9 protein-coding genes are annotated in these 12,668 nt (G+C 71.2%); 5 read left to right on the top strand and 4 right to left on the bottom strand.

The window, feature by feature from the left end:
• Positions 1-35 precede the first annotated feature (35 nt).
• Complete coding sequence (locus ACVCAG_RS05005) at positions 36-1,319, top strand: amidohydrolase family protein (RefSeq protein ID WP_440081647.1); 1,284 nt, start codon at positions 36-38, stop codon at positions 1,317-1,319.
• A 198-nt stretch (positions 1,320-1,517) separates the two neighbouring features.
• The gene (locus ACVCAG_RS05010) at positions 1,518-2,681 is read left to right on the top strand and encodes an amidohydrolase (protein WP_440081646.1); all 1,164 of its coding nucleotides are present in this window, start codon (positions 1,518-1,520) and stop codon (positions 2,679-2,681) included.
• Between the two features lie 92 nt (positions 2,682-2,773).
• Here ACVCAG_RS05010 and ACVCAG_RS05015 read toward each other — a convergent pair whose 3' ends face one another.
• The gene (locus ACVCAG_RS05015; RefSeq protein WP_440081645.1) at positions 2,774-2,899 is read right to left on the bottom strand and encodes a hypothetical protein; all 126 of its coding nucleotides are present in this window, start codon (positions 2,897-2,899) and stop codon (positions 2,774-2,776) included.
• Between the two features lie 38 nt (positions 2,900-2,937).
• On the bottom strand, positions 2,938-3,945 hold the full coding sequence (locus tag ACVCAG_RS05020; protein ID WP_440081644.1) for a D-isomer specific 2-hydroxyacid dehydrogenase family protein: 1,008 nt from the start codon (positions 3,943-3,945) through the stop codon (positions 2,938-2,940).
• 639 nt (positions 3,946-4,584) lie between these two features.
• Here ACVCAG_RS05020 and ACVCAG_RS05025 point away from each other — a divergent pair.
• From ACVCAG_RS05025 to ACVCAG_RS05035, 3 genes are all read left to right on the top strand, one after another.
• The gene (locus ACVCAG_RS05025) at positions 4,585-6,042 is read left to right on the top strand and encodes a choice-of-anchor Q domain-containing protein (protein ID WP_440081643.1); all 1,458 of its coding nucleotides are present in this window, start codon (positions 4,585-4,587) and stop codon (positions 6,040-6,042) included.
• Between the two features lie 260 nt (positions 6,043-6,302).
• Positions 6,303-6,428, top strand: coding sequence for a hypothetical protein (locus ACVCAG_RS05030; protein ID WP_440081642.1), 126 nt, complete (start codon positions 6,303-6,305; stop codon positions 6,426-6,428).
• A 292-nt stretch (positions 6,429-6,720) separates the two neighbouring features.
• Complete coding sequence (locus ACVCAG_RS05035) at positions 6,721-8,211, top strand: protein kinase domain-containing protein (RefSeq protein WP_440081641.1); 1,491 nt, start codon at positions 6,721-6,723, stop codon at positions 8,209-8,211.
• Between the two features lie 258 nt (positions 8,212-8,469).
• Here ACVCAG_RS05035 and ACVCAG_RS05040 read toward each other — a convergent pair whose 3' ends face one another.
• Together ACVCAG_RS05040 and ACVCAG_RS05045 are read right to left on the bottom strand one after the other, a co-directional pair.
• Positions 8,470-10,212, bottom strand: a complete 1,743-nt coding sequence (locus ACVCAG_RS05040) for an Imm49 family immunity protein (RefSeq protein WP_447189517.1) — start codon at positions 10,210-10,212, stop codon at positions 8,470-8,472.
• 109 nt (positions 10,213-10,321) lie between these two features.
• Complete coding sequence (locus tag ACVCAG_RS05045; RefSeq protein WP_447189518.1) at positions 10,322-12,448, bottom strand: hypothetical protein; 2,127 nt, start codon at positions 12,446-12,448, stop codon at positions 10,322-10,324.
• Positions 12,449-12,668 lie beyond the last annotated feature (220 nt).

The raw sequence follows: 12,668 nt of genomic DNA on the forward strand, positions 1-12,668 counted from the left end.
CCCAGCGACACCGCACACTCGAGGAGCGTTCCACCATGACCCCGGCACCCATGGACTCTCCGGTGAGGGCCGGGTCCGCTGAAGGCGCGGACGGGACGCCGGGGGGCGGGCCCCCGGAACACTCGGCCTGGGCGGGGGAGGCCGGAATTCCGGAGCGCGCGGCCGTGACGGCGGGGGCCGGGACCCTGGAGCGTGCGATCGAGGCGATACCGCTGGTGGATCATCACGTCCACGGCGCCCTGGACGGCGACCTGCCGCGGAGGCGGTTCGAGGAGCTGATCACCGAGTCCGACCGGCCGGTGCCCGGCTGGATGACCCAGTTCGACTCGCAGCTCGGTTTCGCCGTCCTGCGGCACTGCGCGCCCGTCCTCGGTCTCGACCCGCACCCGGACCCGGAGACCTACCTCGCCCGCCGCGCCGAGCTCGGGGCCGGGGAGGCGAACCGGCGCCTGCTGGCCGCTGCCGGGGTCGGTCACTTCCTCCTGGAGACCGGCTACGGGGGAGAGGAGATCCTCGGCCCGGCGCCGATGGCGGCCCTCACGGGGCGGCCCGTCGAGGAGATCGTCCGCCTGGAGTCGGTCGCCGAGGGAGTCGTCGCCGAGGGGACCGACGCCGCCGGGTTCGCCGCCAGCTTCGAGGCGGCCCTGTGGGAGCGCAGCCGTACGGCGCGCGGCCTGAAGAGCGTCGCCGCCTACCGGTACGGGCTCGACCTCGACCCCGCCCCGCCCGCCCCGGCCGAGGTGACGGCGGCGGCCGGACGCTGGCTGCGCGAGTCCGAGCGGACCGGGACGATCCGCGTCGACGACCCGGTGCTGCTGCGCCACCTCATCTGGGCGGGCATCGAGCGCGGGCTGCCGCTCCAGTTCCACGTCGGATACGGCGACCCCGACCTCGACCTGCGCCGTTCCGACCCCCTGCTGCTGCGCGGCCTCGTCGAGCTCGCCGAGCCCAGGGGCGTCCCCCTGCTCCTGCTGCACTGTTACCCGTACCACCGCAACGCCGGTTACCTCGCCCAGGCCTACCCGCACGTCTACCTCGACGTCGGGCTGGGGGTGAACCACACCGGGGCGCGCAGCGTGGCCGTGGTGGCCGAGAGCCTGGAGCTGGCGCCGTTCGCCAAGATCCTCTTCTCCTCGGACGCCTGGGGCCCCGCGGAGCTCCACCACCTGGGCGCCCTGCTCTGGCGCCGCGCGACGGCCCGGGTCCTCGGGGGGTTCGTCGCGGACGGCGAGTGGAGCGAGCCGCAGGCGATCCGGGTCGCCACCATGATCGGCGCTCGGAACGCCCGCCGCGTCTACGGCCTCGGAGAGACCGGGTGACCGGCCCCGAGGCCGGCGACGAGAACGACCATCACGTACGACGAGAACGGCGCCCATGTCACCCACGTACCACCGGAACGGCACCACGCACAGCCAGAGGGAGATCCATGATCGGCACTCACGTCCGCACACTCGCCGCACCCGCCGAGGAGGACGCGTGAGGGGCAACCGCGACGCCCGCCTGCTCGGGGGGCGGCGATGAACGAGATCCACGAGCGGCTCCGCGCCGCTCTGCACGCCGAGCTGCCCGCGGCCTTCCAGCTGCGGCGGGAACTGCACGCCGAGCCGTGCGTGTCGGGAAAGGAGGAGCCCACGCTCAAGCGCGTGCTGGACGCGCTGCCCGAGGGTGACGCGACGGAGCGGGTGGCCGGGACCGGCGCGCTCCTTCGCGTCGGCGGCGAGGGCCTGGCCGTCGGGGTGCGCGGGGAGCTGGACGCCCTGCCGATCCGGGAGGAGACGGACGTGCCCTGGGCCTCGCGCAACGGCTCCATGCACGCCTGCGGCCACGACGTGCACCTCGCGGCGCTGGTGGCGCTGACCAGGGCGGTCGACCGGGTACGGGCGCCGGCGCCGATGGTCGCGGTGCTGCAGCCGCGCGAGGAGACCCACCCCTCCGGTGCTCGCGACATCGTCGCCTCCGGCGCGCTCCGCAGGAACCGGGTCGGCGCGATGATCGCGGCACACGTCCAGCCGGTGCTCGGCGCCGGCGAGACGGCCTGCACACCCGGCGCGGTCAACGCCTCCTCCGACGAGTTCACCGTCACCGTCCGGGGACAGGGCGGGCACGCGGCCTACCCCCACCTGTCCCGCGACTCGGTCCTGGCGCTCGCCCAGATCATCGTGGCCGCGCAGCAGCTCGTCAGCCGCGACGCCGACCCGATGACGCCGACCGTGGTCACCTTCGGGACCGTGTCGGCGGGCAGCGCCCCCAACGCGATCCCGGGGCAGGCCTCCGCCCGGGGCACCCTCCGCACGATGTCGGAGTCGTGGCGCCACCAGCTGCACCACCGCTTCCGCGAGGTCGCCGAGGGCGTCGCCCGCGTCCACGGCTGCGAGGCGGAGGTGCGGATCACGAACGGGGAGCCGGTGCTCGTCAACGACGCCCGCCTCGCCGAGGAGACCGGCTGCATCCTCGTCGACGTCGCCCACCACATGCCCGCCACGCTGCGCTCCTGCGGTGCCGACGACTTCGCCCACTTCGCGTCGGTCGTGCCGTCGCTGATGCTGTTCGTGGGCACCGACACGGCGTCGGGACTGCACAGCCCGTACTTCCTGCCCGGAGACGAGACCGTGACGGCGGTCGCCGAGAGCCTGCTCGCGGCCTACCTCGCCGCCACGCGGGTGATCGGCGCGGGCGGCTGAGCAGGCGTTTCGCGCTGGTGACGGCAATCACGTGCCTCACCCTCCGGACCCGGGGCGCATCGGCGTGAGCAGCGCCGTGGCCTGCGGGGCCGTCAGCCGCCCGGCGGATCCTTCCTGAGCAGGCCCTCGATCACGGGAAGGAGCCGGTCCGCGTACCGGGCGGGCGCGGGCGGCTGGTCGAACGGCCTGGGCCCCTCCGCCGCCTCGTGCGGCGTCACGCCCGTCGCCCACAGGTCGGAGGAGGTGTGGGCGGCGGTCAGTATCCCGTGGCGGGGTCGATCACTCCCTCCAGCGGGCGGCCCGCGCGCAGGTTGCCCACGTTGCGCTCGACCCGCTCGCAGAGCATCCGCGCGACGTACTCGGCGGAGTCGGCGGAGTGCGAGGTGATGAGCACCCGTGGGTCGGCCCACAGGGGGTGCCCGTCGGGGAGCGGCTCGGGATCCGTCACGTCCAGGCCGGCGGCGGAGATCGTTCCCGCGCCGAGGGCCTCGACGAGCGCGCCGGTGTCGATGTGCGCGCCGCGGGCGACGTTGACGACGACGGCGTGTGGCGGCAGCAGCGCCAGCTGGGCGGCGCCGACGACATGCCTCGTCTCCGGCGTCAGGGCGAGAGCCAGCACCAGGATGTCGGTCTCGGGAAGCACGGCGGGCAGGGCCGAGGGCGGCAGCGTCTCCGGTGTCTCCGGCGTCTCCGGCGTCTCCGGTGTCTCGTCGGCGCCCTCGGCCTTCCCGGGGTGGCGACGGATCACCCGGATCCGGCACCCGAACGGCCGCAGGAGGCGGACGAGCTCGGTGGCTATGCCGCCGCCGCCGAGGATCGTCACCCGCCGGCCGTGCAGCGACCGGGGCTCCACCGGACACCAGCCGGGCGTCCGCGCCTGGCGGGAGAGGCCGCGCAGACAGGCCAGCGTCAGCATCAGCGCGTGCTCGGCGACCTGCCCGGCGAACGACCCCTTGGCGCAGCTGAAGACCACGGGGCGGTCGAACACCCCTGATGACGCGAACCTCTCCACTCCCGCCCAGGGGAACTGCACCCACCCGATCCGGGGGTGGGCGTCCAGCGTCGCCACGAGCAGCTCCGGCTCGCCGGGAACGAGCCACACCAGGCCGTCGGCGTCGGCGAGCGGGACGTTGGCCCCGCCGCCGCGGGACACGGCCTCCTCGATCCCGAGCCGTAGCCGGTCGAGATCGACATCGGCGGAGTCGGGCTGCCCGGGGGACGTCCTCGCCTCCGCGGAGGGTGCTATCGCGATGCGGGCTTCCACGAACGACATTCTGTCGTAGATCGCCTGTGGCGTATCGCCGGTCCGAGGACGGCCCCGCCTCGCCGGAGGCCGCACAGCCGGCCACAACCCGGATCGTCGTGCATGTCGCAGAGGACGCGGAGAACCAAGGCCGAAGAACACGAAGGAGTGAGCGGCCAGGACCACACAGCAGAGATCACAGAGAACAGGCGGACGGCATCAAAGGTCAGAGATCGAATGAGTAGCGTAAGTAGTGCCGGGCCGGCTGAATGAGTAATGACTGCTCTACCTGCACAGGCCACCGGTTACCGATGCTGGGGACGCAAGAGTCGGTTCCCGATCGGGAGAAGGAAACGAGATGACGGTGCAGGACATGGTCCTACAATCCACGACGCCGCCATTCCGCGAACGGACAGCTCAGCCCCGCCGAATATCGGCGACACCAAGTCCTCAGGCCCATTCACGAAGACGACTGCGCTGTCGTGCAGCCGAAAGCCCTGATGTGTCCATCAAAACGGGGCAACTCCACCTCCGTTTGCATGGCCCGTTCGTGCGGCAGTGGTTCGGCGCCGATCCTGAGCGGACGAGCCGAGAGGTTCTGCGCTCCTCGGCATTCCGGCGCTGGAAGGATCGCGCGTTCTCGCGACGAAAGGGAAGGCGATGAGGGGCACCGTCATCACAGGTCCCCGGCGGCTCGGCGTGCTGCTGGTGGCGTCTGTCGTCGCCGTCGTGGGCGTCACGCTCGAGGCGACCGTCCTCGCGCTCCCGGCCCAGGCCGCGGTCACCTTCAACGTCAACAGCTTCGACGACCGTCGTGACACCAACCTCGCTGACAACGTCTGCCTGACCTCAGCCGGAAACTGCTCCCTGCGGGCGGCGATCCAGCAGGCCAACGCGACCGCGGGCGCGGACACGATCCATTTGCAGGGCGGCACCTACCGGCTGGGTTTCGCCGGTGGAGTGCAGCAGTCGGCCGCCACCGTCGACCCCGCGGAGCCGGCCGGCCGCCCGAGCTCCCGGGACCTGGACATCACCGACAGCGTGACGATCCTCGGGGGGGCCACGCCCAGCGGAACCGGGTCCACCGTCAACGGTGGTCGGTTCAGCAGCGTGTTCGAGGTCGACAACGTGTCGGCCGTCGTCGACATCCGCAACCTGACGGTGACCAACGGCGGCGAGGAGGAGCATTCCAGCTTCGGCAGCGGCGGCGGCCTGCTGATCCGGGCCGGATCGGTGTCGCTGACGCGAGTGACCGTGCGTGACAATGTCACGACAGAGCAGGGCAGCGGCATCGCCAACGCGGGGCGACTGAACCTGCTCGAGAGTACCGTCGACAACAACCGCAACCTGTCCAGCTTCGGTGGTCGAGGCGTGACCGCCGAGGGCGGCGGCATCCACAACTTCAGCACCGGCTCGGTCACCATCGACCGCAGTACGATCAGCAACAATTTCTCGTTGCGCGGCGGCGGTATCACCAACAATTTCGGTCAGATGACGATCAGCAACAGCACCATCACCGGCAATACCGCGCGCAACAGCGGCGGGGGAATCCTCAACCGGGGTTACGGCACCGGACCGAAGGGCACACTCAACATCGGGTTCTCGACGATCGTGGGCAACCAGGCCAACGTGTCCGGGGCCGACGACGAGAAGTTGGGCGGCGGGATCGCCAACGCCGGCGGTCAGGTCAACATGGGCGGAACGATTCTGGCGGGGAACACCGACAACCGCTCCCACTTCGATGCCTCCTTCACTCCTGACTGCCACAGTCTTGACGCCTTCCGGTTCACCTCGTTCCGCAACAACGTGATCGGGCTCCTCACCGGAACGTGTGTCGTCCGCGACACGTTCTGGGGCGAGAGCCTGAACTTCGACCGGGTCAGCCGGGATCCCGCCGCCCCGCTCGACCCGCGGGTGGGCGCCATGGCGCAGAACGGCGGGACGACCACGAACCGGCCGCCGCTCAGCGGCAGCCCGGCCGTGGACTTCGCCGACTCGGGTACCTCCGGCGCGCTGTTCAACTGCCCCGCGACCGACCAGCGAGGCGTCTCCCGCCCCCGCGACGGTGACGCCAACGGCTCGGCCGTCTGCGACACCGGCTCGGTCGAGATCGGCTGAGACCGGACACCACGCACGCCGGTCCGAGGCGGCCCACCGGCTGCGGCGGACCGGCCTTGGCCACCGTCCGTGCCGGCCCCGGACCAGCTCAGCGTCATCAAGCCCGGCGGCGGTGCGCCGCCGGGCCGTTCCTCGATCCCGGTGTACGAGAACCTGCGCCGACCGCTGGACGGCAGCGTGTTCGTCGAGACATCGAAGGAGGCGATGTCACCTACCGCGAGGACGCCTCGCGGGCGCGGATCGGCGCCGCGCCCCCGATCGTGGCGAGCCCGCGCAACCCGGCCATCGGCCTGGCCCGTCCGATCGGCTGGACCGACATCGCCGCCACCGACCACTACCGCAGCCACCCGGAGGACGTGTTCCAGCTACTCGGTCTCACAACATGAGAACGCTTCAGCCCTGCTTCCGGAAGTGACACGGGAATTGACCGGTACCACGTGCGCGTGGGAAAAGCCGGGTCGCGGACACGTGACGCATTCGACGACCTCGCCCGGCGCGAACCGATCCGATCGCGGGGCGGTGACCTGGAGAAACCTTCGTCCACGACGACGGGACTCCGGGAGCGCTACATTTTCCTGGGGAAGACGGGGCGTTTCTGGAGGGCGGATCGTTTTGGGCAGAGGAACGATCATCGGTGGCCGATACGAGTTGGATCCCACGTCGCGTCGCTCCGGCGGAATGGGAGAGGTCTGGTTCGGCTACGACAAACGCCTGGATCGGCAGATCGCCATCAAATTCATCAAAGCCGACAGGTTTCCCGATGGTCGCCGGGACGAGGAACTGGTCAGGCGTTTCGTACGCGAGTCGCGGATCACCGCCCGGCTGGAACACCCCGGAGTGCCGACCATCTACGACTGCGGGCCGCACGGTGACGACCTCTACATGGTCATGCAACTCGTCAGGGGGTGTTCCGTCGCGACGCTGCTCGACGAGACGGAGGTGCCCGTGGCCTGGGCCGCGGCGATCGCCGCCCAGGTGTGCTCGGTCCTGGCCGTGGCCCACGCCAACTCTCTGGTCCACCGCGACCTCAAACCGGGCAACCTGATGCTCTGCCCCGACGGCACGGTCAAGGTCCTCGACTTCGGCATCGCCGCCGCGCTCGCCCCCACGGACACGACGAACCTCACGAGGACGGGCGAGGTGCTCGGCACCCCGGCCTACATGGCGCCGGAGCAGGCCATGGCCGGGACCGCGGGACCACGGAGCGACCTCTACTCCCTCGGCGTGATCCTGGACGAGATGCTCGCCGGGAACAACCAGTTCGCCGCGCCCACCCCGCTGGCCTCGATGCGCAACCACACCGACGCCGCCCCCCGGCCGTTGCGCGCGAGACGGCAGGACGTCCCCGAGGGGCTGGAACGGCTCGTCCTGCGGCTGCTCGCGAAGACACCCGAGGAGCGGCCGGCGAGCGCGGACGTCGTCTACGAGCGGCTGCTCGACTTCTGCCGCGAGCTGCCGCCCTTCACCGGCTACGTCGACCTGGACGCGTCCCACTCGGTGCGCATGTACGCCACCGTCCTCGGACGGATCTCCTCCACGCGGGCCGACGACCGGCGGCCCTCCCATCCGGTACGGCCGGCGCGGATCAGGCGTGCCACGGGACTGGTGCAGATCGAGCGGGCCGACATCGAGCGCGCTCGCAAGGAGGCCGATCTTCTCAAGGCGGAAGCCCGTTTCGGCCAGGCGGCGGACCTCCTGGCCGAGGTGGTCGGGCCCGCCGCGGGCTCCTTCGGCTCGACGAGCTCCGCCGTGGTCGACCTGCGGATCGAGCTCGCCGAGGCCCTCTTCCTGGGCGGTGACTACCGCCGGGCGGCGCCCGAGTTCCAGCGGCTCGCGGCCGACGTCGCCAGGGTGGAGGGGCCGGGCAACAACCTCGCCCTGCGGTGCCGGTTGATGGAGGCGGGGTGCCACGCGGCGATCGGGGAGACGAACCTCGCCCTGACCCAGCTCCGGCGGCTGCTGGCCGACGAGAGGCGGTTCGGCGCGGGAGAGGAACGGATCCTGGAGATCCGGCGCCAGATCGGGATGGTGGAACTCGACGCGGGCAACAAGGGGCGGGCCAAACGGCTGCTCGGCGAGCTGCTGCCGGACCTCGAACGCAGATACGGCCCGTACCACCACAACGCCGGAAAGGTCCGCGCGATCCTCCAAGGGCTCTCCGACCGCTGACGGGCTCGCCGGCCAGGGTGTCGTCACCGGGCTGCGACGACGCGGGGAGAAGGTTCACGGAATCGCGCGGCGCGGGCCTCCGGCGATCAGGAGCATGACTCGTCCGCGGATCGATCGTTGAAGCGATCGCGGACGCGTTCCCTCAACGGCTGGTGCCCGATGAGTCGTGGGAGTCGTTCGAGCGAGTGGTCCCGCCGGTGCCGACGCGGCCGCGAGGTGGCGGGTGGCACCGCCTGCCGATCGCGTCCTGAGATCGGCTCATACGCCTCGAAGGACACCGGCCGGCAGGTAAGGGGAGGTGACTCGGACGGTCCAGCCCCGGCGGCGGGCATGGCAGGCCAGCGCCAGGATGTCGAGGTTGATCGCGGCTTCGAGATCGTCCGCGCGGGTGGCGACGCTGTAGTGATCACGGTGTGCCTCGAGGGCGTCGAGGAGGGCCAGGTTGAAGCTTTCCTCGTCGCCTTCGACCAACTGGGAGAACAGCACCGCCGGTGGTGGGAGGAAGCCCCAGTTCTTCGCCTTCCGGCAATCGAGCAGCGCGCGGTCGGTGGCGGGTTTCGGCTCGACGCCGCGCAGGTAGTCGTGGAGAGCGCGGCGGTAGGAGGCGAAGGCGGAGGCGTCGTCGCGGAGGACGGCGGCGCCGGCCAGGACGACGGGGGCCAGGTCCTCACGATCACCGGTGATCAGGGCGAAGTTCATGGCGGCGTCCCAGAGGCCGGGCTCGGCATCGTCGTGGGCGGGCACGGTGAGAGTGCGGTCGTCGACCGTCATCTCAACGTCGGTGCCCGGCTCGGCGAGGGCGGCGCGGAACAACGCGGCGCCGAGTCGGGAGGCAAGGCGCAGATTCTTCCGCTGCGGGTCTGTGACGTCGGCCGACAGCGAGGCACGTGCTTGGAAGAGACGCCTCTGGTGTCCCATCGCGTGCCCCAGTTGCCAGGGCCGCAGGGGGTCTCCGGCCGCCGGTGTGATGGCTTCCCGGGTGTACTGCTCGAACAGGGCCTCGCTCTCCGGATCGATGGGCCGCGGACTCTCGGGCCGCCGCACTGTCACGGGTCCGGCGACCAGTTCGGCGACCGCGTCCGAACGCCGGTTACGGCCGTACTCCTGCACCCGTGGCCCCCGGGTCTCGAATCCGGTCACCAGCGCGCGCGGGAGATAGCCGGTTTCGATCATCGGCGGCCAGCCGTGCCGGTGGTGGGCGAGAGCGGCGAGAGCGAGCGGGAGGAGAGGAAGCAGAGTACGGGGCCTGGCGCGATGGGGCCTGGTGCTGTGGGAGAGGAGCAGGTTGACCAGTTCCGCGCGGAAGGTCTCCGGGTCCTCGGCGCTCAAGGCACGCAACGCGCGGAGCGCGATGCCGTGCGGGTGATCGACGAGGCTTGCGCCGAGCTCGCCGGCCAGGGTGCGCACCCGGCCCAGCGCCGCGTCGATCGCGGTCAGCCGCTGCTCCCCGGACGGCGGAAAGTCCGCCTCGTCGTCCCCGGTATCGCCGATGACGTACGCCATCAAGCCGTTGATGAGCTCGACGGCCGGACGCCCGGCCCCGCCCCGCTGAGGAGCCTGGCGGGCGAAGTGGAACGCCTCTCCATGCCATTGGGCCTTGTCCGCCAGGACCGCCAGGCAGAACGCGTCGAGCCACTCGTCCGCGGTGATGGACGTCCGGCGGCCCTCGGGTTCGCGCTCGTAGCTGATTCCGAAGTTGGCGTAGTTGAGAAAGACCTGGAAGGGGGCGATCGGGTAGTACGCGGCGTAGGCCACGGCGCCCGCGGCGGCCTCGGTGGCGTCGTCCAGAGCCGCCTTGGCCTCAGGAGTGTCGAGATCGGGCGTCTCGACCGAGAGCGCTCCGAGATAGTCCAGGAACTCGTGCGAGATCAGCGACCATTCCTCATCGGTCACCGGCCCGGCTTTCGACATGGAGTGGACCATCCCGCCGATCCTGTTCGGGAAATCCTCGCGGGCCGCCGCGACCACGTCTTCACCCACCTGGTGACGCTCGATCCGCACTTCCCACCTCCGTGCCCTGGTGTAGTCCCACAGCTTGGCGGGAAGATCGACGACTCCGCAAATCAGGCGACAGGGGACCCAAGGCCGCGCGGATCCTCGATACCACCGATCAGTTCGTACGGGTGTTGGGGAGGTGTTCTCCCAGATAGCCGATCCAGATCTTGCCGGTGGCGCCGCCGGAGTCGTCGTGGAAGTACATCCGGGGCGCGGGGTAGCCGACGGGCCGGAGCTTGACGTGGGACTCCATCAGGACCTGCCCGCCCGGGTTCACCTCGGGCGGGACGGCGAAGGTCCGGCGGTCGCTGAACTTGGCGCGGGTGACCACGCTCTTCGACTCGCGCATGGACAGCATCCCGGTGGGGATGGTGAGGCGACCGGAGGAGCCGTGGGAGCACCACTCGTAGAAGCCGCCGGAGAACTCCCCGCCGGACCGCGCCCTCGCGAAGTCCTCCAGGGCGCGCAGGGAGTCCCACGCCTTCGCCGCCCACGTACGCGAGTGGGCCGGGTGGGCCAGGTCGAGCCGGGCGGCGGCGCCGTCGGTGTCGCCGACGACGATGTGGCGCAGGCTCTCGCGGGCCTCGATCAGGACCGCGACCAGGCTCGCGGGTTCGAAGACGGGGCTCTCCTCGGGCACGCCGTACACCGGCTGGCCCGCCGCGGCGAGCCTGCCCTCCAGCCAGCGGACCCGCTCGGTGAGCTTCCTGGCGCTCGTGACGGTCTCGGCGTACTCCTCGGTGAGCAGCCGGTACTCCTCGCGAAGGCTCCCGGTGTCGGCGGCCGGACGGTCGCCTCCCTCGGCCGCGAGGGGGGCCTCGCCGCGCCGTTCCGCGACGATGTCACGCAGGCCGGAAAGGTGCGCGCGGAGCGTGTGGAGCTCGCGGAGAACCCTGGCGAGGTCACCGGCGGAGGCCTGTGACGACGTGGCGAGTCCGAGCGCCGTGTCCAGGTCACCGCGCAGTTCCTTGACCACCATGTCCGCCACCACCTGGGCGATCTCCTCCACCCCGGAGAGCGGGCCGCCGCCCCCGGAGAGGGCCTGCCCGTTCCTCTCGTTCTCTCCGGTCTCCTCCTTCTTCCCGGCCTCCTTCCCCTCCCTGTTCCCCGTGTTCCCCGTGTTCCTTGTGACGACGGCGGCCTCCTCCGAGGGAGGCGGCCCCTGCTTCCCGGCGGAGACCGCGCCGGCCGCGCCGGTTCCGCCGGCCGGGGCGGGCGCCGGGCGCCGGGTCATGGCCATCATCCGCCGTCGTAGCTCCTCACGGGCGGAGTCGGTCTTCGCGGGCCGGCGCGCGGCCTCGGCGATCTCGCCCAGGTCGGCGCGTCCGGCGAGCACCCGGTAGACGACGTGGAGCGTCCGCTGGACGTCCGCGGGAAACTCACGATGGACGGTGTCGCCGACCGCTCCGACGACGATCCGGTCCAGGGCGGCGTCACCCTGGTCCCGGATCATGGCGGCGCCCATGGGCGGGTGCCTGCGGGGGTGGCGTTCCTCGGCGGGGTCGAAAGGGGCGAGGTAGGTGCGGATCCCGCCGCCGAACACGCCCAGTTCCTTGCCCATCGCCTTGTTGAACCGGTTCTGGGCGCGCAGGTCGGCCAGCCGTACCACCAGGCCCGCGCCGGTGACCGCACCGGCCAGATAGTCGGCACGGGCCCGCGCCGCCTCCGGGTTCTGGGGGTCCACGGAGAGAACGAGGATCGGCATCCTTCGGCGGGGTTCGGTCATCACGGGGACGAACCGGTCCATGCCCTCCTCGTCGAGGACCACCGGGCCGTCCTCCACCTGGATGCCGCCGTCGCTGATGCGCGCGGTGCGCAGGTACGCCGGGAGGAAACCGGGCACGCTCACCACGGCCGGTTCGTGCCGCTCCCGCCGTTCTCGCCGCTCCGGTTCGCGCCTTCCGCGCCGGTACGGTTCCCGCCGCTGACGTTCCGGTTCGCGCCCCTCGTGCCGGTCCACGGTGACGATGACCCACCCGGTCATGCCCGGCACCGATTCCGTGTAGGTCACCCGGGTCCGCAGGTGCCCTTCCCCGTGCGGCTCGTCCAGCGTGTAGCGGCCGCAGTCACCGCGCCGTTCCATCGTGAGCCGTGCCCGGCCGGCCTCGGCCTCGACCATCGCCCGCGCCGCGCCCGGCGGCGGGAACCCCTTCCGCTCGACCCACTCCGAGAAGGTGCGGCGCAGCCGGATCGAGATGGGGGCGGCGGGGTCGCGCAGCACCGCCTGATATAACCGCGTCACGTTCGACGCCATAGTCACGACACCTCATATGTCATCAACCTGGGGGATGTACGGCTCACGTCCGATAAATGGACGCCAGTCATACGGGGTTGGATGTCAGCCGGGCTCCGCCGGTTCCAGCGGCCGGGCTTTGTGTACCATAAATGGTGTTTAGTGCTGAATTAAGCTCGTATAAGACATAAATCGGGTTCAGTGGCCGGGGTGCTGCCGCGATCGGCCG

This window comes from Streptosporangium sp. G12, assembly GCF_052983175.1.

Excerpts from the sequence above, each read along its gene's own strand:
- ACVCAG_RS05005 (WP_440081647.1), top strand. The coding sequence starts at position 36 with ATGACCCCGGCACCCATGGACTCTCCGGTGAGGGCCGGGTCCGCTGAA.
- ACVCAG_RS05010 (WP_440081646.1), top strand. The coding sequence starts at position 1,518 with ATGAACGAGATCCACGAGCGGCTCCGCGCCGCTCTGCACGCCGAGCTG.
- ACVCAG_RS05025 (WP_440081643.1), top strand. The coding sequence starts at position 4,585 with ATGAGGGGCACCGTCATCACAGGTCCCCGGCGGCTCGGCGTGCTGCTG.
- ACVCAG_RS05035 (WP_440081641.1), top strand. The coding sequence starts at position 6,721 with ATGGGAGAGGTCTGGTTCGGCTACGACAAACGCCTGGATCGGCAGATC.